The following is a 26,655-nucleotide window of genomic DNA, read 5'->3' as shown; positions in this document are numbered from 1 at the left end:
GCTAAAACTCAAACTGATAGAGCAGATCAAGTGCCTGGTCTACGCCGGACACTGCTTCCAGATATAGCTTGGGCATCAGGCGATAGCGTAACGTGAGAGTTGCCAGTGAGTCAAAGATCCCCACACCATATTTTACCTGCAGACCCGGCAGTACATAGCCGCTGACCACCACCTGCGAGGAGTCGCCCACGCCCTGGGTGTCCAGCGCCAGATTGCTTACGCCGAACGTCTCGCCGATTTTACCCACAACCTGCCCACTTTGTGCAACCCCCAGCCCCACTAACATCGAGGTCATCGCCGCACTGTCGCTCTGACCGCTGTCGAGACCTTGTCCACGCAGCAGGTAAGAGAGGGCTTCCTGCTGGGACATCGCCGGGTCAGAGAAGATCTCCGCCTTCGGCTCGTCGGCGGAACCGGTGACGCGTACCCCAGCAATGACGTCGTTTTCCGTCGCTTCCGGGTTACGAATCGCTTCGATGTTCAGCAGAGGCTGATCCGGTGGACCGGAGAACAGCAGCTCGCCTTTGCGCACAATCAAATCCTGACCATAAGCGTGGAAACGCCCTTCAGGAATATTGATTTGCCCGTTCAGGCCAAGCCCTTGTTTATCCTGCGCCACCTTCAGGTCGCCCGTAAGCCTCGCCTTCAGCCCAAACGCATCCAACCGCACGTTATTCCCCACGTGCACGATAAGGTTACTATTAATCGGTATGCCAGCGCTCTTCTGTTCGACAGGTTTCAGATTTTCATTGAGCATAACTTCATCACTTGAGACGCCGACCGCACTTTCCGGCACGTCGTGAACCACGATGCGCGCCCACGGCACGTCGACGCGTCCGTCAAGCGTGAAGAGGCTTGGCGTGGCTTCAAAGACCACATCAGGCGAAACGTCGAGGCGCACCATCGGCGGTACGGTGATGCGCACCTTGCTGCCCTTCGCGGCAATACGGGCGCGCCAGTTGTCGAGCTGGCTCCAGTCCGCGTCGCCGCTCAGGTTGATTTGCCCTTGCTGCGTCAATACCGAGCCGCTCAGCGTCGAGCTCATGCCGTTGAAGTTCATCGCGATCTGGCTGGGCTGCATGTCAAACGGCATGAAGTTGCCGTCGATATCCACGCCGCTGAGCCGCATCTGACCGAACAGCTGCGGGCTTTGCACGTTACCGGCCAGCCGCAGGTTAGCGTTGAGCATGCCCTCCGCTTTTTCCCCGCGCGCGAAAATCGGGTTCACCATCGCCAGGTTGAAGTTACGGATGTTGACGTTGCCGCCCAGATTACGCCGTCCCTGCGGATCGGTAATCTGGACCTGCCCGTCCAGCTGGCCGTTGTTGGTGAGGCGGATTGTCCACCCGAGCTGTGCGCGATTGTTATGCAGATCGGCACTCAGGTTCAGGGTGTCGAACGCCACCGGCAGCGGCGCGTCGTTGACCTCCTGCGTCACCTTCACGTTACGCCCGGACAGCATGACGCTGCCCTGCGGCAGCCCCTCTTTGGTGGTGTCCCAGGCGACGTCGGCTTTCCCGCTGAAGACGCCGCTGGCCTGAGTCGTGTCCGGCATAAACGGCTTCAGCATCGCCAGATCGAAGCGATTGAGGTTGATCTGCGCGCGCCCTTCCGCACCCGCATCGATGGTCTGCGGCACGCACAGCTCCGCATTCGGGTTGGTCCAGCAGTGTGGCCCAATGCTGATCTTCTGCTCGGCATTGCGGTAGTCGAGGGCAATGGATCGCGAGAGCGCCAGCGGCCCGACCGGCGTATTGAAACGCGTGTTATCCAGCGTCCCTTTCCAGCGTTCTTCCTTGCGGTCAAAGCTGCCGGTGAGGTGAAGCTGGCCGGAGACCGGCTCGCCCTGCACGCGCAGCTGGAGGTCGTGCTGCTTCTCGTTCCCTTTGGCGTCCAGGGTGACCAGGTTAATGTTCACGTCCGGCTGAGAAATGCGCTCCACGCGCAGGTTCAGGCTACCGCCGATCTGATCGGTAGATTTCACATCCCCTTCCACGCGGACGCGGGCAACGCTCAGCTCCTGCCAGCGCAGGTTATTGGCGGTAATGTCCGCCAGCAGCTGCGGCGCCTCCACCGTACCGCGCACTTTCACGAGACCTTTCGCCGTGCCGCCCAGCCCCGGCAGGGCATTGTCGAGATTCGGCGCATCGATGGTGGCATCCAGATTGAGATCTTTCACCCCCAGCTCGCCTTTGATATCCGCCGTGTTGCGGCCCAGCGCCACGTGCAGCCCCGGGATTACCCACTGCAGATAGCTGTTGCCTTTCACCGAGCCTTCAACGTTAACCTTGTTCTGCTTCACGTTCCCGGTGAGCTTGATTTCCGGCACGTCCATCTGCCACGTACCGCCGTACAGGCTGCCGCGGGTTTTAATCAGGCCATCCAGTTTCGACGGCCAGTCCGGCACCTCTTTGGCGGTGTTAATGCCCGTCAGCTTCAGCTCGCCGCGCCAGCTGATCGCCTGCTGCCAGTCAAGCAGCGCGGTCAGCTCGGTTTTACCTTCCAGCGCCGCGACGGTCAGCTTGTCGAGGTAGACCTGCTGTTCGTTGCCCTTCGCATCCAGCGTGATGTTCGCGGGCGGCACACCCTGCCCCTTCACGGCGGTGCGGAACGAGAGCGTGTAGTCGGTCATCTTGCCGCTCAGCTTCAGCTTCAGGTCATCGGCCTGGAACTGCTTTTCGCCGGTGAAGGGCCAGTAAAGCTGCTTGCTGACAACCTCAAGATTGAGCGGCAGCCCGGCTTCCGCCAGCTGCGTTTGTGCGCGCAGGACCATGTCCACCGGGCCGGAGAGATTCACCCCGACGTCCAGCTTATCGCGCAGCGCCCCGCCCACTTTGACCTTCACCTTTTCGCCTTTCAGCGGATCGATGTTGAGGGCACTGTTAAGCGTAATGTCCACCGGCCAGTTGTCGCGCAGCAGGGCATTCCCTGACGCATTCACCGAGCCCTGATTGGTGTCGATATCCAGCGCGTCGAGCTTCATGTTGCCGTCAATGCTGCTGACTTTCAGCAGCATGTTATAGACCGTCAGATCGGTATCGCCGGTCAGGCGCAGCTGCTCGCCTTTGAACTCCTCGATGTTGAGATTCAGCGGCAGATGAACGTCGGTCATTTCCGGCAGCACAGGCTTCGAGAAGAGGTCTTTCAGCGTTTCGCCCAGCGGTTTTTCTTCCGGCTGCGGATTCTGGATCTTCGGCTCGACGATCTCTTCCTGCGCCACGTCGGCCACTTTCGGCAGCGCGATCAGCAAGCCCTGCAGGGACGTCGGCGTCAGGGTGAGGTTTTTCTCCTGCCAGCGCAGGCCGGAGGTGAAATCCATCACGGACACGGTAGTGTCGTCGATTTTGATATTGACGTTATCGAGCGCGACCCGATAGAGCGCGATCGGGTACGGCGTGGAGAGATTCAGCGGACCGCTGTCCTCTTCCTCGACCGACGCAGACTTCGGCATTTTTTTCGAATCTATCGCCACGTTGACGTCTTTTAGCGACAGATCGTTGACGCAGAGCTTGCTGTCGCGCAGGCAGCCCAGCTTGACCGCCAGGTGGAACTCCCCGGCGTTAACCGCCACGCCCGGCTGCTCGTAGCGGATGTTCTTCAGACGCAGATCGCGCCAGCCGCCCGTTACCTGGCCAATCTCCAGACCCGGCACCCATCGGTTCGCAGCGTTAAACAGCAGATGCAGCCCGGTCGTCGTTCCCACCAGAAACGCCACCGTACCGAGCAGCAGCATGATAAAAATCAGCACCCCGAGGCTTATTTTCTTCCATAAACTCATAATTCAGGCCCCAGACCGATGTAAAACTGTAATCCGTGTTCATCTTTGTCGCCGACAGGCACGGCGAAGTCGAGCTTGATGGGCCCGACGGGTGACTGCCAGCGTACGCCCACGCCCGCGCCGGTTTTGAAGTCGCTGCGGCGGATATCGTTCACCGCCTCACCACCGTCAACAAACATGGCGCCCCACCACTTTCCGCTGACGTTGTACTGATACTCCAGCGATCCGGTCGCCAGTTTTGAAGCACCAGTCAGCTGGCCCTTTTCGTTCTCAGGTGAGATCGATTTGTACTTATACCCACGAATGCTGCGGTCGCCCCCGGCGAAGAAGCGCAGATCCGGCGGAACGCGCTCGAAGTCTCCCGTTTCAATCCAGCCGAGATTGCCGCGCATGACAAAGCGGTGTTTGTCGTACAGCGTGCGGATCCAGACGTTTTGCGCCTGAATCACCGAGAAATCCACGTCGGAGCCCCAGGCGGAGTTGGAATAATCAATGGAGTAGCGCTGTGAGTCGCCCCAGGTCGGCATCAGTCCCCCGCGCGAGCGGGTACGGCTGATCATCACGCCTGGATAAAGCAGCATGGTGGTATTTGTGACGTTGGCCTGGGTAAAGTGGTCCAGGCTCCAGCGCAGGTTAATGGCGCGCTGCCAGCCGCTGGAGAGATCCCAGAAGCGGGAGACCGCAAGGGTCGTAGAGTCCTGCTTGGTATCGTTCAAGTCGGTGCGCTTAAAACCGCCCTGCAGAAGGTAATATTGCTCAAGCGGATTTTTCAGCAGCGGCATTTTGTAGCTGAAATCCAGCTGCTGCTCGGGCGCAGAGAGGCTCAGGCTGGTGGTCAGGCTGTGACCGTACGAGTTCATCCACGGTTTTTTCCACGAGGTTCTCACGCGTGGTCCAACATCCGTCGAGTAGCCAATACCGGTCTCAATGGTGTTCTCGGTGCGCGGCGAGACAACGCCATGCAGCGGCAACACCTTCGTTTTGCGAGACTTATCAAATTCCGGTGCGACAACCACGGAGTTAAACCAGCCGGTAGCGGAAAGACGACGGTTCAGTTCCGCCAGGTCCCTCGACTGGTAGTAATCCCCTTTTTTGAACGGCACGAGGTTTTGCAGGTACTCTTCACGAATTTGCGACCCTTCAAACGTCACATCGCCAAAGCGGTAGCGTTCTCCGCTGTCGTAGTCGATATCCCAGAAGGCCTGACGCCGATCCAGCGCAATCCCCAGCTGGCTTTTATTGAACTGGCTGTCGAAGTAGCCCTTACGCAGGGAAACGTTCGTCAGCTCTTTTTTGAAATGGTCGTAGTCACCGTGGTTAAGCACGGTACCGATTTTCGGCCGCGTGCCGAGCAGGTCAAGGTAATCCCGGTCGGTACGCGCCCCGCCGCGCAGGATGACGTTCGTGCCGCCAATCAGTACCGGCTCACCCGGCGAAACGCGGGCAATAAGGACCTGGCGCCCCTTCTTTGGCGGCGGGCGGAGATCGAAATCAATGGTGGGTTCGTAATACCCCAGCGCTTTCAGCCCTTCACGGATGGCGTCATCCACGCGCGCGCGAAAACGCCGGTCTGGCGTCACCTCATCACTCTGGATGGTCGACAACTGCGCACGCACGTTTTTTTGTAGCGCCCCGGATAACCCCTCAACCTGCAAACGGACATTCGCCGCGCTGGCAATCCCGCTTGTCAGCAACACACTGACTAAACATAACTGGCGGATTTTTGTCACGTTTTCTCCTGAATATCCCTGTTTCCACCCTGGAAGCAAATGAAGTGCCGCTCCGCGGCAAAATACGGCCTGTAGCCAAAAACCCGAATCGCGGGTTGAAAATGGGTGTAACACCCAAATATTTCTTATGATTAAATCTAGACTGATTCAGCGCATTTATTGTGTTCAATTAAACGCTTCGTGACAACCTTAACTGAAACATCGCACCCCGGGAGGCCCCATCGTGAGTTTATTCGACAAAAAGCATCTGGTTTCACAAGCTGATGCATTACCGGGACGCAACACCCCTATGCCTGTGGCGACCTTACACGCCGTCAATAACCATTCCATGACCAACGTGCCGGAGGGAATGGAAATCGCACTGTTCGCCATGGGCTGCTTCTGGGGCGTTGAGCGCCTCTTCTGGCAGTTGCCCGGCGTTTACAGCACGGCGGCTGGCTACACGGGCGGTTACACGCCGAACCCTACCTATCGCGAAGTCTGCTCCGGCGAAACCGGGCATGCGGAAGCGGTGCGCGTGGTCTATGACCCTGCGGTAATCAGCTACGAACAGCTGCTGCAGGTCTTCTGGGAGAACCACGACCCGGCGCAGGGCATGCGTCAGGGCAACGACCACGGCACACAGTACCGTTCGGCTATTTATCCGCTCACGCCCGAACAGGATGCCGCCGCGCGCGCCAGCCTTGAGCGTTTCCAGCAGGCCATGCGTGAAGCGGGCGATACGCGCGAGGTGACGACCGAAATCACCACCGCGAAACCGTTCTACTATGCCGAGGACGATCACCAGCAGTATCTGCATAAAAACCCGTACGGCTACTGCGGTATCGGGGGCATCGGCGTCTGCCTGCCGCCACAGCTGGCCTGATACCTACCCAGCGCCACGCGAGCCGCGTGGCGCTCAAGAAAGCGACTGCGTTGTCTCATAGCTTAACATCCATCCACCAGCCGCCCCCGCCGGCCATCTTCGCCAAATTGTGACCTCTGGCAGATTTACATCTCTTTACGCTATACTACCCGCTGAAATAATCGGCTCAACGCTACGAGCTGATTTTCAATGTGTTTTCACACAAATGGTATCAACTCCCCTTCTGAGGATCTGGCGATAAGCCGGATAAACTATGTTAAACAGTATTTTAGTAATACTTTGTCTGATTGCCGTCAGCGCGTTTTTCTCGATATCTGAGATCTCGCTGGCCGCGTCCCGTAAAATCAAACTGAAGCTGCTTGCCGATGAAGGCAACATCAATGCCACCCGCATCCTGAAAATGCAGGAAAACCCCGGGATGTTCTTCACCGTGGTGCAGATTGGCCTCAACGCGGTCGCCATTCTCGGCGGTATCGTGGGTGATGCGGCGTTTTCCCCGGCGTTTTATAGTCTGTTTGTTAAGTACATGTCCGTTGAACTGGCCGAACAGCTCAGCTTTATCCTCTCCTTCTCGCTGGTAACCGGCCTGTTCATCCTCTTTGCAGACCTGACCCCGAAACGCATCGGTATGATTGCGCCAGAAGCTGTGGCTTTGCGTATCATCAACCCGATGCGCTTCTGTCTGTACGTGTTTCGTCCGCTGGTATGGTTCTTCAACGGCCTGGCGAACGTGATTTTCCGCATCTTTAAGCTGCCTATGGTGCGTAAAGACGACATCACCTCTGACGACATCTATGCGGTAGTAGAAGCCGGCGCGCTGGCCGGGGTGCTGCGCAAGCAAGAGCACGAGCTGATTGAGAACGTATTCGAACTGGAATCCCGTACCGTGCCGTCTTCCATGACGGGCCGTGAAAGCATTATCTGGTTCGATTTACATGAAGATGAGCAGAGCCTGAAGAACAAAGTGGCGCAGCATCCGCACTCTAAGTTCCTGGTCTGCAATGAAGATATTGACCACATCATCGGTTACGTCGACTCCAAAGACCTGCTCAACCGCGTGCTGGCAAACCAGAGTCTGGCGCTCAACAGCGGCGTGCAGATCCGCAACACCCTGATTGTGCCGGACACCCTGACGCTCTCAGAAGCGCTGGAAAGTTTCAAAACCGCCGGGGAAGACTTCGCGGTTATCATGAACGAATACGCGCTGGTGGTGGGTATTATCACCCTGAACGACGTGATGACCACGCTGATGGGCGACCTGGTTGGCCAGGGGCTGGAAGAGCAGATTGTTCAGCGTGACGATAATTCATGGCTGATTGATGGCGGCACGCCGATTGAAGACGTGATGCGCGTGCTGGATATCGACGAGTTCCCGCAGTCCGGTAACTACGAGACCATCGGCGGCTTTATGATGTTTATGCTGCGTAAGATCCCGAAACGTACCGACTCGGTGAAGTTCTCCGGCTACAAGTTTGAGGTGGTGGATATTGATAACTACCGCATCGACCAGCTGCTGGTGACGCGCATCGACAACAAACCGACCGTACTGGTGCCAAAGCTGCCGGACGCGGAAGAGAAGGTGTCGGCGTAAGATTCTGGCCCCACAAACATCAACGGCTCCCATCGGGAGCCGTTTTTGTTAACTACTGCATAGCACGTTGGTTAAGCCATCTCAGTTTGCAGACGCATAACCTGACGGTTGACTTCGGACATCACAGACAGGTGCTGTTTGTCCTTCACTTTTGGGACAAGGATCTTGCCCTTATCAAACTCAAAAGCGCCAACATCCTTGATATACAACCGTCCACGGAACAGGATCTTCACGTACTTCGCCACCTGAAGCGGGTTGTAGCGTTGGAAAATTTTCATTCTTGTATCTCCTGCGAATCATACGCTCTTGCGGTGCCACAATCGGCCCGACTGTCCTGAGCGCAAATTTTAATGCCCAATGACTATAGACCAGAACTACGGTGTTACCCAGTGTGCATAAGTTTATTTACCGTTTGATTACAATTATTCAGAATAATCTTTGCAAAGCGTGACCAGGCGCAGTATAAGCCGTCGTTTTTTCATGGATATGTGCGTTCGCCCGCAAACTGGCATCGGGATTGCGGGAAAACCACATTGATCGCACTTATGATTAAAAGCGCAAGACCAAGTGGTCGGATCACCTGCAAACAATAAGGAAACGCCATGACCCTACGTAATATCCTTGCAGCAGCCTGCCTGCTGCTGCCCCTGTGGGCTTGTGCTCACAACATTGAAAAAGGACAACGTGTACCGCCAGTCGGCATTGCTGACCGGGGAGAATTGATTCTCGACAATGATAAGTTTAGCTACAAACCCTGGAATAGCGCGCAGCTCGCGGGCAAAGTGAGAGTTGTACAACATATTGCCGGTCGTACATCCGCAAAAGAGAAAAATGCTACCCTGGTGGAAGCGATCAAGGCCGCAAAATTCCCTCACGACCGCTACCAGACGACCACCATTGTTAACACCGATGACGCCATTCCGGGCTCCGGGATGTTTGTGCGCTCCAGCCTTGAGAGCAATAAAAAGCTCTACCCGTGGTCGCAGTTTATCGTCGACAGCAACGGCGTAACCCGTAAGGCCTGGCAGCTGGAGGAAGAAAGCTCCGCGATTATCGTGCTGGATAAAGAGGGCCGCGTACAGTGGGCGAAAGACGGCGCGTTAACCCAGGAAGAGGTGCAGCAGGTTGTCGACCTGCTGCATAAGCTGCTGGCTCAGTAAATAGAGACGCGGAAGCCGGGGTTGAGGAAGGATTCGCGCGGGGTATAGTCCAGCGGCTTGCCCTGCCAGTCATGAACATGCGCCCCGGCGGCAGCGGCAACGGCATGACCTGCCGCGGTATCCCAGACGTTGGTTGGCCCAAAGCGAGGGTAGAGCTGCGCGTGGCCTTCCGCCACCAGGCAGAATTTCAGCGATGAGCCAATCGAGGTGGTCTGGTGTTCACCCAGCTGCTGCAGGTACTCCTGCAGTTCGCTGTCGCTGTGCGAGCGGCTAATTACCACCAGCGGTGGACGCGCATCGCGCACCTGGATCTGCTTGCGCACGCCGCACTCTTCCTTCCACGCCTTCCCTTCTGCAGCGCTGTACATCACCTTCATTACCGGCGCGTAGACCACACCCAGCACCGCTTTGCCCTTCTCAATCAGGGCGATATTGACGGTGAATTCACCGTTGCGCTTGATGAACTCTTTTGTCCCGTCCAGCGGATCGACCAGCCAGTAGCGCTGCCAGTGCTGGCGCTCGTCCCAGCTTTGTGGCGCTTCTTCTGACAGAACGGGGATGTCCGGCGTTAAGGCCTGTAACCCTTTCAGGATCACCTTATGCGCCGCGATATCCGCCGCCGTGACCGGAGAGTCGTCGGCCTTGCTGACAACCTCCATAGGTTTACTGCCGTCATAGACCTGCATGATGGCATCTCCCGCATCCCGTGCGAGCTGACAAATTTTATCTAGCATTTTCCACCTCTTTGTTAACGCAGTGAGGTTAACTCTTTGTTTTAGTTATATCGTAATGTGAACAATTCCGCTATCTGTGAAGCAATTCCGGTTTCAGGTTACTTTTTTCTGTCAGGATTCACATTTCTGTAAGCAACAAGCTATAGATACATACTCTTTTGTGCTCTGCATCGAAAAAAGGACTCCTCTGATGATTAAGTTTAGTGCAACGCTTCTGGCGACGCTGATTGCAGCGAGCGCGCAGGCGGCGACGGTAGATCTGCGTATTCTGGAAACGACCGATCTGCACAGCAACATGATGGACTTCGACTACTACAAAGATACCCCGACGGAAAAATTCGGCCTGGTACGCACGGCAAGCCTGATCGATGCGGCGCGTGGCGAAGTGAAAAACAGCGTGCTGGTCGACAATGGCGATCTCATTCAGGGCAGTCCGCTCGGGGATTACATGGCGACCAGGGGGCTGAAAAAAGGCGAGATCCATCCTGTTTATAAAGCGATGAACACCCTGGACTATACCGTCGGCAACCTCGGTAACCACGAATTCAACTACGGTCTGACATACCTGCACGATGCGCTCGCCGGTGCGAAATTCCCGTACGTTAACGCCAATATCATCGACGTTAAGACCCAAAAGCCGCTCTTTACCCCTTACCTGATTAAAGAGACCAACGTCGTCGACCAGGACGGTAAAAAACAGACGCTGAAAATCGGCTATATCGGCTTTGTGCCGCCGCAGATCATGACGTGGGATAAAGCCAACCTCGACGGCAAAGTGACCGTTAACGACATCACCGAAACCGCGCGAAAATACGTGCCGGAAATGCGCGAAAAAGGCGCCGATCTGGTAGTCGTTGTCGCACACTCGGGTCTCTCCGCCGATCCGTATCAGGCCATGGCAGAAAACTCCGTTTACTATCTGAGTGAAGTTCCGGGCGTCGACGCGATCCTGTTCGGCCACGCCCACGCGGTCTTCCCGGGCAAAGATTTCGCCAGCATCAAAGGGGCGGACATTGAGAAAGGGACGCTCAACGGCGTGCCGTCGGTGATGCCGGGCATGTGGGGCGACCATCTTGGCGTGGTGGATCTGGTGCTGAATAACGACGGCGGCAGCTGGAAGGTGACGCAGTCAAAAGCCGAAGCGCGCCCGATTTACGACGCTGCGGCTAAAAAATCTCTGGCGGCGGAAGATAAAAAACTGGTCGACGTGCTGAAGCACGATCACGACGCCACGCGCGAATTCGTCAGCAAGCCGATCGGCAAATCCGCCGACAACATGTACAGCTTCCTGGCGCTGGTGCAGGATGACCCGACCGTTCAGGTCGTCAACATGGCGCAGAAAGCCTATGCCGAACACTTTGTGCAGGGCGATCCGGATCTGGCAAAACTGCCGGTTCTGTCAGCCGCTGCGCCATTCAAGGTGGGCGGACGTAAGAACGACCCGGCAAGCTATGTTGAAGTCGAAAAGGGCCAGCTGACCTTCCGTAACGCCGCCGATCTCTACCTCTACCCGAACACGCTGGTGGTGGTAAAAGCGACGGGCCAGGAAGTGAAAGAGTGGCTGGAGTGCTCTGCCGGACAGTTTAACCAGATTGACCCGCACAGCAGTAAGCCGCAGTCGCTGATTAACTGGGACGGTTTCCGTACCTATAACTTCGACGTGATCGACGGCGTGAACTACCAGATTGACGTCACCCAACCGGCGAAATATGACGGCGAGTGTCAGGCGATCAACCCGCAGGCGGAGCGCATCAAAAACCTGACCTTCAACGGCAAGGCGATCGACCCGAATGCCACCTTCCTGGTGGTGACCAACAACTACCGCGCCTACGGCGGTAAGTTTGCCGGTACGGGAGATAGCCACATCGCCTTTGCCTCGCCGGACGAGAACCGCTCGGTGCTGGCGGCGTGGATCAGCGCGGAGTCGAAGAAGGCGGGCGAAATTCATCCGGCAGTGGACAACAACTGGCGTCTCGCGCCGATCCACAGCGATACGAAACTGGATATCCGTTTTGAAACGTCGCCGTCCGATAAGGCAGCCGCGTTTATCAAGGATAAAGCCCAGTATCCGATGAAGAAGGTCGCAACGGATGATATCGGGTTCGCGATTTATCAGGTGGATTTGAGTAAGTAAAAACAAAACGGCAACATGCGTTGCCGTTTTCCGTGTTTGTTCCCTCTCCCTGTGGGAGAGGGTCAGGCCGCACATATCCGGCGTTTACGCCGCACGATCGTCCCTGTTCGCCATCACCTTCGGCGTATTCACCTCAATCCAGTCCGCCAGCGCGGCGACTTTCTCGCTGACCTCAATCCCCATCGGCGTCAGGCTATACTCTACGTGCGGCGGCACCACCGGATACGACACGCGATCGACAAACCCGTCCTGCTCCAGCGCCTGGAGTGACTGGGACAACATCTTTTCGCTCACCCCGCCCATTTTACGGCGCAGATCGCTAAAGCGATGCGTACCCTGGCGCAGGGCCAGCAGAATCAGGACACCCCAGCGGCTGGTGACGTGTTTGAGCACCTCGCGTGAAGGGCACTGCTCCGCGAAAAGATTGCCATCGCGCATTTGTTCGCTGAGCGTTGGTATCGTTGTTTTCATACTTACCTTTTTGTACGTACTTACTAAAAGTTAGCTATGGTGCTAGTGTGCCACAACACCAGACAAACACGAAGGAGATTCATCATGATCGCGATTACCGGCGCTACCGGCCAGCTTGGCCATCTCGTTATCGAACAGCTGCTGAAAACCGTACCGGCCAGCCAGATTGTGGCCATCGTACGTAACCCGGCGAAAGCGCAGGCCTTAAGCCAGCAGGGAATTGTGGTTCGTCAGGCGGACTACACGGATGAAGCCGCATTCACCGCCGCGCTGAGCGGCGTGGATAAGCTGCTGCTGATCTCTTCCAGCGAAGTCGGCCAGCGCGCAACCCAGCACCAGAACGTCATTAACGCCGCCAAATCGGCTGGCGTGAAATTTATCGCCTACACCAGCCTGCTGCATGCGGACAACTCCCCACTGGGCCTGCACGTTGAACACGTTGCCACTGAAAAAGCGCTGGCGGCGTCCGGCATTCCTTATGCCCTGCTGCGCAACGGCTGGTATACCGAAAACTACCTGGCGAGCGCGCCGCCTGCGCTGGAACACGGCGTGTTTATTGGTGCGGCAGGCGAAGGCAAAATTGCCTCTGCCACCCGTGCAGACTATGCCGCGGCGGCAGCGAAAGTGATCGCAGAAGAGGGCCACGCGGGCAAGATATATGAACTGGCGGGCGACCAAGGCTGGACGCTGAGCGAACTGGCGGCTGAACTCAGCAAACAGAGCGGGAAGCCGGTAGCCTATCAGAATCTCAGTGAAGCGGATTTTGCCGCCGCGCTGAAAAGCGTCGGCCTGCCTGCCGGGCTGGCAGATATGCTGGCGGACTCCGATGTGGGCGCGTCCAAAGGGGGACTTTTTGACGATAGCCATACGCTGAGCAAACTAATCGGGCGCGCAACGACGCCGCTGGCGCAGAGCATTAAAGCCATTCTTTAACGGTGTCACCGTTCTTTCCTGCGGCCGGGTAATTTCCCTTACCCGGCCCGCTCATATTTATTAATAATAAAATCAGATATAACGACTAAAAGTCCGGGTATTGTTTATCCGTCGCGTACGTTATCGGCTTTTCAAATCCGGGAATGGTGATGCCATTCATATCAATCTTAATATCTTCCTCATTTATTCCCTGCTGTCCGAACAGATAAATGACATTCAGTTCCCCCTGTGACGCCGCCTGGTCGTACGCGTTAGCCTGACGTCGCACCTGGCGGTTACGCTGCTGATATTCCGCAAACACCGCTTCCCCATAGCGTTTGCGCAACCATTGATGGGTAAGCTTTGGCGAGTAAACCACCCCCGTGGCATTATTCCCGCCAAAGCCTTTTGAATTAATAAAGGCGATTTGCCCCTGGTCTTCCTCTAATTTGCAGTCCTGAAGAGGAATGGCTAAGCGCGCGTTGTTCACCTGCGGCGCGATGTGGGACACGCTTTTAATTCCCGGCAAAATACCATAGCGGAATACGCCGAGGCAGCCGATCAGCTGATCGCCGCTGGCGGGCCCCAGAGAGTGGCCGAGATACGATTTCACCGCCGTCACCGGCCAGTCGCGAATCGAAAAGGCTTGCGCAACGCGGTCAAAAATATCCGCCTCGGAGACGCAATTCTTCGGCGTGCTTGATCCGTGCGCCTGAATAAACGATCCCTTCTGCACCGTCTCTATCCCGGCCATCGATACCGCAGAGGCTACGGCTTTCGCCATGGTGAGGTAGTTCCCCGGCCCCGGCGACGCAATAGAACGTTTAAAGCCGTCAGCGTTGATGAAGACATTCCCCACCGAACCGTGGATCTCTGCGCCAAGCTGCAGCGCCAGCTCGTCGTCCATTAACACAACATACTGGCTGGATTCTGCGATAACAAAACCGCAGCTGTTGCCAAACGGGCGGCTGCTGCTGCGCCAGTCGGCCGTTTCCGTTTCATCAATGTGCTTAAGCTTGCTCTCCGTTGCCAGGGCGCCCATGGCATCGAAGCCTTCAATCACTTCTGAGGTAACCGGCGCTTCGGCGCTGCCAACGACGGCTACGCGAATGCGCCCCGCTTTGATATCTTCGACTGCCGCATTCAGGTTATACAGAAACGTGGCGCACGCCCCCAGCGTGGCGCTGGTATGACCGACGCTACCCAGCACATAGGCATTGAGGAAATCGGCGCACATGCTGTTCAGGCCCAGCGGGCACTGTTTGGCGCTGACGCGATGGCCTTTCAGGCGCGACTGCAGCATTCCGCCAAAGCCATAATCGTCGAGCTGCCCCATGATATTGCCCGAATAGACGCCGAGCTGATCTGGCGTGATTTTGGCCTGTATCTCTCGCCACGGGATCCCCAGGGCATTGATGGCGTCTGACGCCCCGACAATCGCCATCTGTAACGCCCGCGGATGGAACTGCGAATGGTAATGGTCGCCCGGACGGAATCCCTGCGGCAACAGCCCTGCAGCCTGAACCTCCGTGCGCAGCAGCGCCTCAATTTTGCAGTCCATCTCTCCCTGAACGGTAATACGGACACGCCGATCCGCTAATTCTTCAACGTGCCATCCCGCCGGTAAGGGTTGAGGTAATTGCCTGGCAGATATATTAAAACTTAATCCCTCTTCGCCTGAAGCCATATTCAATTTTGCATGGCTGGCAATAGCATCGACATCAAAATAGTCGCGCGTAATTTTTCTGATAAGGGTTCCCTCAAGCACCTCGTCTTTTATCCTCGCGGCGGCCTGAGCAAGTGTGAATCTTTTACCAGAAATATCGCAATACCCACCTTCATCATATTTAAGCATGCCCATCAGAATGGCTAACGATAATAATGTTTCCTGCCTTTCCTTTTCCGATAATGACTCAATAATCATTCGACGAAATGCATGATGTGAAGAACTACGACCAGCTGGACCATAGCCGCCAAAAGCCGTTATTACGGGTAATTTCACCATAATTTGTTCTCTCGTGGTCGTGGATTTATTTTATTAAGTAAGTGCGATAATTTCAGATATTAGTTTACAAATCACCGACAAAAGCTAATATGAAAATCCAGCCAAAACGCTGACTTTTTTGGCCACGGCAACGATGAGCTACCAAAAATAATAGTCAAAACAGGTATTAATCAAAAATGACAAATACACAAATAGGATTTGTGTTATGTGAACGCATGCTAAGTTCCGGTCTCAGTCTTCCGATTGAAATGTGGAAAGCGGCAGCCAGTAGCTATTTAGCTGAGCAAAAAACAACATCCCACGCAGGCACGCACAAACCGGAGAAGTCACCCTTCAGGCTCTGTCGCCCGGAGAATATTCTGAAGGTGAATACCATTGGCATAAACAGCGAGCCCATCCTGACGCACAGTGGCTTTAGCATTACCGCCGATACTACACTTGCCGCAGACAGATACTATGACGTTATCTATCTTCCTGCCCTGTGGCGCAATCCTCGCGCAGTGGTCAGACAACAGCCTGAACTTCTGGAATGGCTGACCGAGCAGGCCGCGCGCGGAACCCGCATCGCCGCCGTCGGAACAGGCTGCTGTTTTCTGGCGGAGTCGGGACTGCTCAACGGAAAGCCCGCCACCACCCACTGGCACTACTTCAAACAATTCTCGCGCGATTACCCCAGCGTAAAATTACAGACAAAGCATTTTCTCACTCAGGCCGATAATATTTTCTGCGCCGCAAGCGTTAAGGCCCTGTCAGATCTGACGATCCATTTTATAGAAACAATATACGGGAAACGTGTAGCCACACATACTCAACGGACATTTTTCCATGAAATTCGGAGTCAGTTCGATCGCCAGTGTTACAGTGAAGAAAACAAACCCCATCCGGATGAAGATATTGTTCAAATTCAAATCTGGATAAAAGCCAACTGCTCCTCGGATATATCTATGCAGAATCTTGCACATATGGCTGGCATGAGTTTGCGCAACTTTAATCGCCGCTTTAAAAATGCCACCGACATGTCCCCTCTGCAGTATTTATTAACCGCCAGAATTGAATCCGCCATGACAATGCTGCAATCCACCAACCTGTGTATTCAGGAGATTGCAAATGCGGTTGGATATCAGGATATTGCGCACTTTAATCGCCAGTTCAAGCATAAAACCACGGTTTCACCGGGGGATTACCGTAAGACCGTCCGGGCAAAGATGTTTAGTGCATAAACGCCGGTCATCTCTGATAATGAAAAGATGACCACGAGGAGGCTCAACGTGCAAGGCGTACCGGAACAGTTTAATGATGAAAGAGACAGCGCGCGCTTTCGCCATCTGGCGCAGCTGCCGGGCCTGGAGCTTTATCACGCGCATATTTCTGACTACGCCTTTGAGCCTCACACCCATGAAGCCTTCGGGATCGGCACGATTGAAACCGGCGCCGAACGCTTTCGCTATCGCGGTACTCAGCATCTCGCGGCGGAAAAATCCGTCGTCACCATGAACCCGGACGAGATCCATACCGGTGAATCCGCCACCGAAGGCGGCTGGCGCTACCGGATGGTCTATATCGAACCCGACCTGCTGGAAGAGGTGACCGGCCTCCGGCACTGGTGGTTTAGCGATGTCACGCGTCATGACCCGCTTCGCTCGCAGCAAATCGGCAGGCTCATTTACGGCCTGTGGCACACGGACGATCCGCTTGCGCAAAAAGGATTACTGCTGGATCTGATTGAGACCTTCCGGCCGCTGGCCCATCACGCGCCGGTGATTCAGGAGGGCGCGCACCGCTTCGAACGCGTGCGCGAGTATCTGCATGACAACTATATGCACGCCCTGACGCTGGACGAGCTGGCAAGCGTCGTATCGCTCAGCCCGTACCATTTCCAGCGCCAGTTCAAAGCCCATTTTCACGTTACGCCGCACCAGATGCTGATGGCCATTCGCCTCTGGCGTGCCAAAGCGTTCCTCACCCACGGCATGCCTGCGGCAGAGGTCGCCGCCGCAACCGGACTGACCGACCAGTCTCATTTAACCCGCGCGTTTACCCACCGCTACGGCATTACCCCCGTGCGCTACCAGAAGCAGGTCACCCGGCGCTAATGCGCAACCTCATACAATACGCGCGCATTTTCCCCTCCTACACTGCATACAGCGTAAATACCTGTGGATGGAAAAATGATTAGTGGAGTGTTGTATGCCCTGCTGGCCGGGATGATGTGGGGACTGATTTTTGTCGGCCCGCTGATTGTGCCCGAGTATCCGGCAATACTGCAGTCGACCGGGCGTTATCTGGCGCTGGGGCTGATTGCCCTGCCCCTGGCGTGGCTGGGACGCGCGCGCTTGCGTCAGCTCAGCCGTCAGGACTGGGGCACCGCGCTGGCGCTGACCATGATGGGCAATCTTATCTATTATGTTTGCCTCGCGAGCGCCATTCAGCGTACCGGTGCGCCGGTATCTACCATGATTATCGGCACGCTGCCGGTCGTCATCCCCGTCTTTGCTAACCTGCTCTACAGCCACCGCGATGGCAAACTGGCGTGGTCAAAAATGGCGCCGGCGCTGGTATGCACCGCCGTGGGGCTGGTGTGCGTCAATATTGCCGAGCTGCGTCACGGGCAGGCGGATGTTGACCTGTGGCGTTACGGCTCTGGCATTGTGCTGGCGTTCATTTCCGTAGCGTGCTGGGCATGGTATGCCCTGCGCAACGCGCGCTGGCTGCGGGAGAACCCGGACAAGCATCCGATGATGTGGGCGACGGCGCAGGCGCTGGTCACGCTGCCCGTCTCGCTGGTGGGCTATGCCGGGGCGTGCATCTGGTTAGGCCATCAACTGCCAGACTTCGCCCAGCCCTTCGGGCCAAGACCCTGGGTGTTTATCGGCCTGATGATTGCGATTGCGGTGCTGTGCTCATGGGTGGGCGCGCTGTGCTGGAACATTGCCAGCCAGAAGCTGCCAACGGTGATTTTAGGGCCGCTGATTGTCTTCGAAACCCTGGCCGGACTGCTTTATACCTTCCTGATGCGTCAGAGCGTGCCGCCGCTATTTACGGCCTGCGGGATCGCGCTGCTGGTGGTGGGAGTGGTGATGGCGGTAAGAGCGAAGCCGGAAAAACCGAGGGTCGTTCCGGCGTCGGAGGTGTAAGCATTGCCCAGCGGCGCTGCGCTTGCAGGGCCGACAAAATCGTAGGCCCGGTAAGGCGTAACCGCCACCGGGCAAGTCCTTAAAACGTTTCCCAGTTCCCTTCAGACGCCGCCGCTACGGGCTGCACTTTGGGCACATAGGTTTTCACCGGCGCCGCTTTGACCGCCTGGTTGCGGGTGATTTTGAACACCGCCACCGCTTCGTTCAGGCGTGCAGCCTGATCTTCCAGCGCCGCCGCCGCGGCCGCAGACTCCTCTACCAGCGAGGCGTTCTGCTGGGTCACGCGGTCCATCTCGGCTACCGCCTGACCCACCTGATCGATACCGCGGCTCTGCTCGTCAGAGGCCGAGGCAATTTCGCCCATAATGTCGGTGACGCGGGTGACCGCATTGACGATCTCCGCCATCGTCTCCCCGGCTTCGTTAACCAGCTGGGAGCCCGCGTTCACGCGCTCGCCGGAATCATCGATCAGCGCTTTGATCTCTTTCGCCGCCTGGGCGCTGCGCTGGGCGAGAGTGCGTACTTCCCCAGCCACAACCGCAAAACCACGGCCCTGCTCGCCCGCGCGCGCCGCTTCCACCGCCGCGTTTAGCGCCAGGATGTTAGTCTGGAAGGCAATTCCGTCGATCACGTTAGTAATTTGCGCGATTTTACTGGAGCTGGTGGCGATTTCGTCCATTGTACGCACCACGCCTTCCACCACGTTACCGCCCTTCTTCGCCGTTGAGGAGGCGTCCAGCGCCAGACGGGAAGCCTGACGCGCGTTATCGGCGTTCTGCTTCACGGTTGCCGTCAGCTGTTCCATGCTGGCTGCCGTCTCTTCCAGAGACGCGGCCTGCTGCTCGGTACGGGAAGAGAGGTCGTTGCTGCCGGCAGAAATTTCACCGGCACCGGTGTAAATCGTATCCGCGCCTTCACGCACCACGCCCACGGTGTTCGCCAGCGAGGTCTGCATCTCCTGAACGTTGCGCGCCAGGATAGCCATTTCGTTCTTACCTTCAGCCTGAATCGGCTGGGTTAAATCCCCCGCCGCAATGGCGCGAATATGGTTAATCACCTCTTCCAGAGGCAGCAGCAGCACGCGGCGCATGGCTACCCAGCTGGAGATAATCACCACAATCACCAGCAGCATAACCGCAGAGAGGATCCACAGGATGCGCTTGTAGTCGCTTTCATTGTCCTGGATGCCTTTATCGGTAAGCGTTGCCTGCGCTTCGCGCCATTCACGGTAAACAGCCTGCATTGCGGTCTGCTTTTGCTCCGCGTTCTGCTTGAACATGTCTTCCAGATTGCCCTGGCTCAGCAGGACGTTCATTTGCGTCAGCGTTGAGGAGTAAATGCGGTACTGCTCCTCCAGACGCTTGGCCAGGTTCTCGTCCAGGCCCGGCGTATTTGGCAGGGCATAGTATTTATCGAAATGGACCTGCGCATCGGCGAGCAGATTTTTCGCCGTGTTGACCAGCTCATTGAGCTGCCCACCGTTAATCTGAGAGGCCATGCTGCTTTGCAGACGCAGCATTCCGCGGTTCAGCGTCACGCGCGCCTGGTTCAGGCTGATCCACGCATCGGTAAACTCGGCCACGTTCTTGCTGGAGAGCTGCGACACGGTGAAGTTGTCTTTATCGTTATTCAGCGCGTTGATAAAGATACCCGCGGAAATCACTTGCATGATGCCGAGCACAAGCAGCACCGAAATCAGAAGGGTAATGACTTTTATACGTTTAAACATGCGTTGCCTTTGTTATATGCAGGTTTGTCTGACGTGGATATATCGGCAGGCGCAGCGGGTTGTTTACTGTTTCTACACCTTTAAAAAGTTTCTAAACCACTTTCCTGAGCCCATTCAGAGAGTTAAACGGGGTATTTTTTGTGATCTGCATCTCACTTCCCCCCTTCCCTCTAAAGGGTTATAGCGCTGGCTTAAAGATGCATTTAATATACATCTTATATTATTGATGACGAGGTAACTGCTATGGCCTTTCGCGACCAACCCCTTGGCGAGCTGGCGCTCTCCATTCCTCGCGCTTCTGCGCTGTTTCGTAAATACGATATGGATTACTGCTGCGGCGGTAAGCAAACCCTGGCGCGTGCGGCCTCACGCAAGGAGCTGGACGTTGAGGTGATTGAAGCAGAGCTGGCGCAGCTGGCCGAGCAGCCCGTCGACAAAGACTGGCGAGCCGCCCCGCTCGCTGAAATCATCGACCATATCATCGTGCGATACCATGACCGTCACCGTGAACAGCTGCCGGAACTGATCCTGCAGGCGACCAAAGTTGAGCGCGTCCATGCCGACAAACCGTCCGTACCGCGCGGTCTCGCGAAATACCTGACCCTGCTGCACGAAGAGCTTTCCAGCCACATGATGAAAGAAGAGCAGATCCTCTTCCCGATGATTAAACAGGGAATGGGAAGCCAGGCGATGGGGCCTATCAGCGTGATGGAAAGCGAGCATGATGATGCGGGCGAACTGCTGGAAGTGATCAAACACACCACCCACAACGTCACGCCGCCGCCAGAAGCGTGCACAACGTGGAAAGCGATGTACAACGGCATTAACGAGATGATTGACGACCTGATGGAACACATCAGTCTCGAGAACAACGTTCTGTTCCCGCGGGCATTAGCTGGGGAATAAAAAAGGCCGCTGCGGCCTGATGCCCTCACCCCGGCCCGCTCCCACGGGGAGAGGGTGTAAAAACTAAAAACGGCAACCGAAGTTGCCGTTTTGCTTTTACCTTACGCCTGCCATACGTTTCTTACCGATAAACACCCAGCCCAGCCCCAGCGCGATAAACCACAGCGGCGTGACGATGAGTGCCTGACGGGTATCATCTTCCAGCGTCAGCAGAACCAGCACGAAGACGAAGAACGCCATGCACACCCAGCACATCAGCTTGCCCAGCGGCATCTTGTAGATCGATTTTTCATGCAGGTGCGGGCGCTTCTTGCGGTACACCAGGTATGAACAGAGGATGATGGTCCAGACGAACATAAACAGGATCGCAGAGACCGTGGTAATCATGGTGAACGCGCCAATCACGCTTGGGTTCACGTAGAGCATCACCACGCCGCCCAGCAGGCACATGCAGGAGAAGGTCAACCCTTTTGCCGGTACCGCGCGCTTCGACAGCTTGGCGAACGCGCTCGGCGCCACGCCTTCCTGCGCCAGGCCAAACAGCATACGGCTGGTGGAGAACACGCCGCTGTTCGCGGAAGACGCCGCAGAGGTCAGCACCACGAAGTTAATCAGGCTCGCGGCAGCAGGCAGGCCTACCAGCACGAACAGCTCAACGAACGGGCTCTTGGTTGGCACCACGGAGCTCCACGGCGTCACGGACATAATGACGATCAGCGCGAAGACGTAGAACATGATGATACGCAGCGGAATAGAGTTAATCGCGCGCGGGAGAGACTTCTCGGGATCTTTGGTCTCCGCTGCCGTCGTGCCCACCAGCTCAATGCCCACGAACGCAAATACCGCGATCTGGAAGCCGGCAAAGAAGCCGCTAATGCCTTTCGGGAACCAGCCGCCGTCATTCCACAGATGGGTAAACGACGCCTGAACGCCCGTTGGCGACTGGAAGTGGGTGAGCACCATCACCAGACCCACAACGATAAGCCCGACAATCGCCACGATTTTGATCATCGCGAACCAGAACTCCATCTCACCGAACATTTTAACGGTGGCGAGGTTCAGGCTCAGCAGCAGAACAATGACCGCCAGCGAGGCGACCCAGTCCGACAGCCCCGGGAACCAGAACTGCGCGTAGGCGGTAATCGCCACGACGTCAGCCATACCGGTGACGACCCAGCAGAACCAGTAGGTCCAGCCGGTGAAATAGCCCGCCCACGGCCCGAGCAGGTCAGAAGCGAAGTCGCTAAAGGATTTGTATTCGAGGTTCGAGAGTAGCAGTTCACCCATTGCACGCATCACGAAGAAGAGCATAAAGCCGATGATCATATAAACGAAGATGATCGACGGCCCGGCGAGGCTGATCGTTTTGCCTGACCCCATAAACAACCCGGTACCGATGGCACCCCCAATCGCAATGAGCTGAATATGACGGTTTGTGAGATTGCGCCGTAGCGACTGTTCAGACGTCGCCTCTTCTGTAGCGGCGACTTTGACCTGATCTACCATGTAATTTTCCTGTTTATGCCTGTCTGTGTTGTTAAGGCTCTTCTGGCCTTTAAAAACGTCAAAAAAATGACGGTCCCTCTGTAAGGGTTTATCGATATTAGGTAAGAATCGGCGGGATGAATACTATGATTTAGATATTATGTTAATAATATGTTGAAAGTGAGTGTCATATCACTCATACAGCGCGAAACAGCTCACAAAAATACACGCAACAGTTTCTTTTGCAAGATAAAATGTTGATAACACCGTAACTATAGGTTTATGCACTATTTTCCTCTCCCCAAACGGGGAGAGGAAATAAGAAAATTCGATTACAGAATTTCCAGCAGCTCGACTTCAAAGACCAGGGTGCTGAATGGCGGGATGGACGCACCAGCGCCGCGCTCGCCGTAGGCCAGGTTATGCGGGATAGTCAGTTCCCATTTGGAACCCACTGGCATCAGGGTCAGCGCTTCAATCCAGCCAGCGATCACGCCGTTAACCGGGAACTCAGCCGGTTCGCCGCGCGCCACGGAGCTGTCGAACACGGTACCGTCGATCAGTTTACCGGTGTAATGCACGCGAACGTGGTCGGTACGCGCCGGGATTGCGCCGTCACCCTGATTGATCACGCGGAACTGCAGACCGGATTCGGTGCTGTTCACGCCTTCACGCTCACGGTTCTCTTCCAGATATTTCACACCTTCGGCCGCCATCTCTTCGAAGCGCGCGCGACGCACGGCGTCAGCACGTTCGTGGATTTCACGCAGCGCACGGTGCACAACGTCTACCGGAACGGCAGGCTGTTTGCCTTCCAGCGCGTCAGCGATACCCGCCACCAGCGCTTCTGGTAACAGACCTTCCAGGCCGGATTCGCTCAGCTGCTGTCCTACCTGCAAGCCGATACCGTAACTTGCCTGCGCTTCGATAGTGTCAAAAGTCGGGGTGGTCATGGGTTTTCCTTCCATCACATTTAAAGTAGCGGGCAGCATATCAGCCATGCCCTTATGGGTAAAACTTTGTCTGAAGTTAAGGTGACAAACCGCGACGAAACAGAAACAATAGAGATAACCAGGATTAATCCCGAACTGATGTCACGGATGTCGGGTTTACTACGCCGTTCAGGCAGTTAGCAAACTATACTTCGGGGCACAGGATAAAAAATACGCGGAGCAGGAGGAGTGCCATGCCCGGGCGATTTGAACTGAAACCTACCCTGGCGAAAATCTGGCAGGCGCCGGACAATTTTCGCATCATGGACCCGCTGCCTCCTCTGCATCGCAGAGGGATCATCATCGGCGCGCTGATGATGATCGTGGGCTTCCTGCTTCCTTCCGGGGGCGATGATGTCGATACCGCACCCGTGACCCGCAATGCTCAACTGGACATTCAGTCGCAGACGCGGCCGCAGCCTGACGCACAGCCGATGCAAACGCAGCTTGTGACCCCGTCTAACGATCCGGGTCAGGTCGCGCCGGTTGAGCCAGAGCCCATTCAGGATGAACAGCCGCAGGATCAAGCCGCCGCCCCGTCTCAGCCTCAGACGCAACAGCCTACCGGCATTGAGCAACAGTGGCGTTCCTATCGCGTAGAGCCGGGCAAAACGCTGGCACAGCTGTTCCGCGACCACAACCTGCCGCCAACCGACGTGTATGCCATGGCGAAGGTGGAAGGTGCGGGTAAACCGCTCAGTAACCTGCAGAATGGACAGATGGTACAGATTCGCCAGAATGCCAGCGGGGTGGTGACAGGGTTAACGATTGATACGGGAAATGGGCAACAGGTACTGTTTACCCGCCAGCCAGACGGCAGTTTCATCAGGGCGCGTTAAGACCCGGATCTGTAAAAAGCAAAACGCCGGCACAAGGCCGGCGTTTCAACGTGAGCAGAGTAAAAAATTACTCAGCTACAACGTTAACAACCAGTTTAGCGAACACTTCGCTGTGAACCTGGAAGTCAACTTCGTGCTCACCAGTGGTACGCAGAACGCCGTTCGGCAGACGAACTTCGCTCTTAGCCACTTTAACGCCTGCTGCAGAAACTGCATCAGCGATATCGCGGGTACCGATGGAACCGAACAGTTTACCTTCGTCGCCTGATTTAGACGCGATGGTAACGGTGCCCAGTGCGTTGATTGCTTCAGCGCGAGCGTTAGCAGCCGCCAGAACGTCAGCCAGTTTGGCTTCCAGTTCAGCGCGACGTGCTTCGAAAAACTCTACGTTTTTCTTGGTAGCTGGAACAGCTTTACCCTGTGGAACCAGGAAGTTACGTGCGTAACCCGCTTTAACGTTAACCTGATCACCCAGGCTGCCCAGGTTTGCTACTTTATCAAGCAGAATAACTTGCATTACCTTATCCTCTTAAAGTCGTATTAATGGACCGTGCCCGATTACTGATGACGATCAGTGTACGGCAGCAGGGACAGGTAGCGAGCGCGTTTGATAGCGCGAGCCAGCTGACGCTGGTATTTTGCACGAGTACCGGTGATACGGCTTGGGACAATCTTACCGCTTTCGGTGATGTAGTTTTTCAGCGTTGCGATATCTTTATAGTCGATCTCTTGAACGCCTTCCGCGGTGAAACGGCAGAACTTGCGACGACGGAAATAACGTGCCATATGGCTAGTCTCCAGAATCTATCAAATCAATCTGCTCGGCATGCAGAACCATTTTGCTCAGGCCGTTCTTTGCCTTGTGGCAAGAGATGAACCCCTGAACGATTACTGCGCTACCGACCGTTAAACTGTGAGTAATGGCCTGGTTTTCGTGTCCGCTAATAATAACGGGCATTTGGCACCACGCCTGCCGGTGAAACCCGGCTTCCTCTTGCACAGAACGATGCTCAAGCACGAACTGGCAATGCGGAATTCCTGATGGACTGACCTTTCGAAGGGGAGCCCTGCATACGATGCCGGACAACGCCAGACGGTTGGTCATCAGAAATTACTCTTCAGAATCCCCAGCATCAGAATCATCTGCGGTTTCGTTTGCGAAATCATCGCGACGCTCACGGCGCTCGTCTTTCGCTTTAACCATCGGAGATGCTTCGGTAACTGCGTTTTTGGTACGCATAACCATGCTGCGGATAACGGCATCGTTGAAGCGGAAGGTAGTTTCCAGCTCATCGATCACTTCCTGCGGCGCTTCAACGTTCATCAGAACGTAGTGTGCTTTGTGCAGTTTGTTGATCGGGTAAGCCAGCTGACGGCGGCCCCAGTCTTCCAGACGGTGGATCGTACCTTCTGCACCAGTGATGGCAGCAGAGTAACGCTCGATCATACCCGGAACCTGTTCGCTCTGGTCAGGATGGACCATAAAAACGATTTCGTAATGACGCATCGAATTGCTCCTTACGGATTATTCAGCCTCCTGTCTGGGTCAGCCGAGGCCCGGGGAGGCAAGGAACGTGTTAAAGGTCGGCTGAAAAATTGACGCGTCATAATACTTGCGCGCCCCTGGAAACTCAAGCTGATTGCACAAATAATTCGCACAAAGCGCGAAGCGGGTCTAAGTGGGTGATTTAAAATTGGTCACACCCGGAAGCGTTGTTTTTTTGAACAACTGCATCAGAAATGGTCACGCATCCCCGCCGGATGAGTGATTACACTTTAATCAGAGATCGCCTGAATTAAAGAAGGAGCATCCCCCCTCTCGCAGCACGTAGTCGTGGAGCGCATATCATGAAAAAAATCGCATTAGCCATAATGGCGGCGCTTTTGCTCAGTGCAAACGCGATGGCAGCCATTAAGATAGACAGCCGACAGGCCAGAAACATGGATGATGTGCAAAGCTTGGGCGTAATTTACATCAATCATAATTTCGCCACGGAAAGTGAAGCAGATCAGGCATTAAACGCAGAAACCGATGCGCAGGGCGCAACCTATTACCACGTGATGTTAACCCGTGAGCCCGGCAGCAACGGCAACATGCACGCCAGTGCAGATATTTACCGATAACGCTTTAACGCTAGCACCAGGAAAGCCAACAACGAGAACATAGCCATAGATGACGTTGCCCCCTGC

General features: G+C 55.8%; 24 protein-coding genes. 11 read left to right on the top strand and 13 right to left on the bottom strand.

Annotated elements, in window-relative coordinates; all coding sequences use genetic code 11:
* Position 1: 1 nt before the first annotated feature.
* Entirely contained in the window at positions 2-3,778 is a 3,777-nt protein-coding gene (gene tamB / locus DEO48_RS16125; RefSeq protein WP_109845719.1) for an autotransporter assembly complex protein TamB, read from the bottom strand.
* Positions 3,775-5,508 (bottom strand): autotransporter assembly complex protein TamA, encoded by a 1,734-nt coding sequence (tamA, locus tag DEO48_RS16120; protein WP_109845718.1) that lies wholly within the window; start codon positions 5,506-5,508, stop codon positions 3,775-3,777. Before tamA ends, tamB begins: the two co-directional genes overlap by 4 nt.
* 223 nt (positions 5,509-5,731) lie before the next feature.
* Between tamA and msrA the strand changes: the two genes are divergently transcribed.
* Together msrA and DEO48_RS16110 are read left to right on the top strand one after the other, a co-directional pair.
* The gene (gene msrA / locus DEO48_RS16115) at positions 5,732-6,373 is read left to right on the top strand and encodes a peptide-methionine (S)-S-oxide reductase MsrA (protein WP_023310171.1); all 642 of its coding nucleotides are present in this window, start codon (positions 5,732-5,734) and stop codon (positions 6,371-6,373) included.
* A 253-nt stretch (positions 6,374-6,626) separates the two neighbouring features.
* On the top strand, positions 6,627-7,964 hold the full coding sequence (locus tag DEO48_RS16110; protein WP_023310162.1) for a hemolysin family protein: 1,338 nt from the start codon (positions 6,627-6,629) through the stop codon (positions 7,962-7,964).
* Between the two features lie 71 nt (positions 7,965-8,035).
* On the opposite strand, the gene DEO48_RS16105 is transcribed toward DEO48_RS16110, so the two are convergent.
* Entirely contained in the window at positions 8,036-8,242 is a 207-nt protein-coding gene (locus DEO48_RS16105) for a DUF1107 domain-containing protein (RefSeq protein WP_008501430.1), read from the bottom strand.
* Positions 8,243-8,566: 324 nt separating this feature from the next.
* On the opposite strand from DEO48_RS16105, the gene DEO48_RS16100 reads away from it, so the two are divergent.
* Entirely contained in the window at positions 8,567-9,124 is a 558-nt protein-coding gene (locus tag DEO48_RS16100) for a YtfJ family protein (protein ID WP_109845717.1), read from the top strand.
* Here DEO48_RS16100 and cysQ read toward each other — a convergent pair.
* Positions 9,118-9,858, bottom strand: a complete 741-nt coding sequence (cysQ, locus tag DEO48_RS16095; RefSeq protein WP_023310160.1) for a 3'(2'),5'-bisphosphate nucleotidase CysQ — start codon at positions 9,856-9,858, stop codon at positions 9,118-9,120. The genes DEO48_RS16100 and cysQ overlap by 7 nt on opposite strands.
* A gap of 190 nt (positions 9,859-10,048) precedes the next feature.
* On the opposite strand from cysQ, the gene DEO48_RS16090 reads away from it, so the two are divergent.
* Positions 10,049-11,992: a bifunctional 2',3'-cyclic-nucleotide 2'-phosphodiesterase/3'-nucleotidase gene (locus DEO48_RS16090; protein WP_047749117.1), complete on the top strand. Its 1,944-nt coding sequence runs from the start codon at positions 10,049-10,051 to the stop codon at positions 11,990-11,992.
* A gap of 84 nt (positions 11,993-12,076) precedes the next feature.
* Here DEO48_RS16090 and DEO48_RS16085 read toward each other — a convergent pair whose 3' ends face one another.
* Positions 12,077-12,463: a helix-turn-helix domain-containing protein gene (locus tag DEO48_RS16085; protein ID WP_023331869.1), complete on the bottom strand. Its 387-nt coding sequence runs from the start codon at positions 12,461-12,463 to the stop codon at positions 12,077-12,079.
* A gap of 84 nt (positions 12,464-12,547) precedes the next feature.
* On the opposite strand from DEO48_RS16085, the gene DEO48_RS16080 reads away from it, so the two are divergent.
* Positions 12,548-13,396 carry an SDR family oxidoreductase gene (locus DEO48_RS16080; RefSeq protein WP_109845716.1) on the top strand — a complete coding sequence of 283 codons (849 nt, stop codon included), beginning with the start codon at positions 12,548-12,550 and terminating at the stop codon, positions 13,394-13,396.
* Positions 13,397-13,481: 85 nt separating this feature from the next.
* Here DEO48_RS16080 and DEO48_RS16075 read toward each other — a convergent pair whose 3' ends face one another.
* Positions 13,482-15,143 (bottom strand): beta-ketoacyl synthase, encoded by a 1,662-nt coding sequence (locus DEO48_RS16075; protein ID WP_309136824.1) that lies wholly within the window; start codon positions 15,141-15,143, stop codon positions 13,482-13,484.
* A 413-nt stretch (positions 15,144-15,556) separates the two neighbouring features.
* Between DEO48_RS16075 and DEO48_RS16070 the strand changes: the two genes are divergently transcribed.
* From DEO48_RS16070 to DEO48_RS16060, 3 genes are all read left to right on the top strand, one after another.
* On the top strand, positions 15,557-16,600 hold the full coding sequence (locus DEO48_RS16070) for a GlxA family transcriptional regulator (protein WP_234651718.1): 1,044 nt from the start codon (positions 15,557-15,559) through the stop codon (positions 16,598-16,600).
* 48 nt (positions 16,601-16,648) lie between these two features.
* Positions 16,649-17,473: an AraC family transcriptional regulator gene (locus DEO48_RS16065; protein WP_109845714.1), complete on the top strand. Its 825-nt coding sequence runs from the start codon at positions 16,649-16,651 to the stop codon at positions 17,471-17,473.
* Between the two features lie 75 nt (positions 17,474-17,548).
* A complete protein-coding gene (locus tag DEO48_RS16060) occupies positions 17,549-18,514 on the top strand; it encodes a DMT family transporter (RefSeq protein WP_023310153.1) in 966 nt (321 codons plus the stop codon).
* Positions 18,515-18,593: 79 nt separating this feature from the next.
* Here the strand turns inward: DEO48_RS16060 and DEO48_RS16055 are convergent, their stop codons facing one another.
* Positions 18,594-20,243, bottom strand: coding sequence for a methyl-accepting chemotaxis protein (locus tag DEO48_RS16055; protein WP_109845713.1), 1,650 nt, complete (start codon positions 20,241-20,243; stop codon positions 18,594-18,596).
* A 243-nt stretch (positions 20,244-20,486) separates the two neighbouring features.
* On the opposite strand from DEO48_RS16055, the gene ytfE reads away from it, so the two are divergent.
* Positions 20,487-21,149, top strand: coding sequence for an iron-sulfur cluster repair protein YtfE (gene ytfE / locus DEO48_RS16050; protein ID WP_109845712.1), 663 nt, complete (start codon positions 20,487-20,489; stop codon positions 21,147-21,149).
* 96 nt (positions 21,150-21,245) lie between these two features.
* Here the strand turns inward: ytfE and cycA are convergent, their stop codons facing one another.
* Positions 21,246-22,655, bottom strand: a complete 1,410-nt coding sequence (gene cycA / locus DEO48_RS16045) for a D-serine/D-alanine/glycine transporter (protein WP_063440647.1) — start codon at positions 22,653-22,655, stop codon at positions 21,246-21,248.
* 311 nt (positions 22,656-22,966) lie between these two features.
* Positions 22,967-23,587 (bottom strand): FKBP-type peptidyl-prolyl cis-trans isomerase, encoded by a 621-nt coding sequence (gene fklB, locus DEO48_RS16040; RefSeq protein WP_008502892.1) that lies wholly within the window; start codon positions 23,585-23,587, stop codon positions 22,967-22,969.
* A 233-nt stretch (positions 23,588-23,820) separates the two neighbouring features.
* On the opposite strand from fklB, the gene DEO48_RS16035 reads away from it, so the two are divergent.
* Entirely contained in the window at positions 23,821-24,465 is a 645-nt protein-coding gene (locus DEO48_RS16035) for an OapA family protein (RefSeq protein ID WP_109845711.1), read from the top strand.
* Positions 24,466-24,532: 67 nt separating this feature from the next.
* On the opposite strand, the gene rplI is transcribed toward DEO48_RS16035, so the two are convergent.
* The 4 genes from rplI to rpsF are packed head-to-tail and all read right to left on the bottom strand — an operon-like array spanning position 24,533 to position 25,972.
* Positions 24,533-24,982: a 50S ribosomal protein L9 gene (gene rplI / locus DEO48_RS16030; RefSeq protein WP_023310148.1), complete on the bottom strand. Its 450-nt coding sequence runs from the start codon at positions 24,980-24,982 to the stop codon at positions 24,533-24,535.
* Between the two features lie 41 nt (positions 24,983-25,023).
* Entirely contained in the window at positions 25,024-25,251 is a 228-nt protein-coding gene (gene rpsR / locus DEO48_RS16025) for a 30S ribosomal protein S18 (RefSeq protein ID WP_000135199.1), read from the bottom strand.
* A gap of 4 nt (positions 25,252-25,255) precedes the next feature.
* Complete coding sequence (priB, locus tag DEO48_RS16020; RefSeq protein ID WP_008502895.1) at positions 25,256-25,570, bottom strand: primosomal replication protein N; 315 nt, start codon at positions 25,568-25,570, stop codon at positions 25,256-25,258.
* Between the two features lie 6 nt (positions 25,571-25,576).
* Positions 25,577-25,972, bottom strand: coding sequence for a 30S ribosomal protein S6 (gene rpsF, locus DEO48_RS16015; protein WP_014068637.1), 396 nt, complete (start codon positions 25,970-25,972; stop codon positions 25,577-25,579).
* A gap of 341 nt (positions 25,973-26,313) precedes the next feature.
* Between rpsF and yjfY the strand changes: the two genes are divergently transcribed.
* The gene (gene yjfY / locus DEO48_RS16010; protein WP_029740378.1) at positions 26,314-26,589 is read left to right on the top strand and encodes a DUF1471 family protein YjfY; all 276 of its coding nucleotides are present in this window, start codon (positions 26,314-26,316) and stop codon (positions 26,587-26,589) included.
* Positions 26,590-26,655: the final 66 nt, after the last annotated feature.

Source organism: Enterobacter sp. CGMCC 5087 (assembly GCF_003144775.1).
GTDB classification, from domain to species: domain Bacteria; phylum Pseudomonadota; class Gammaproteobacteria; order Enterobacterales; family Enterobacteriaceae; genus Enterobacter; species Enterobacter cloacae_M.
Note: the sequence above shows the minus strand (reverse complement) of the source record. Positions and strands in the feature narration are given on the sequence as shown.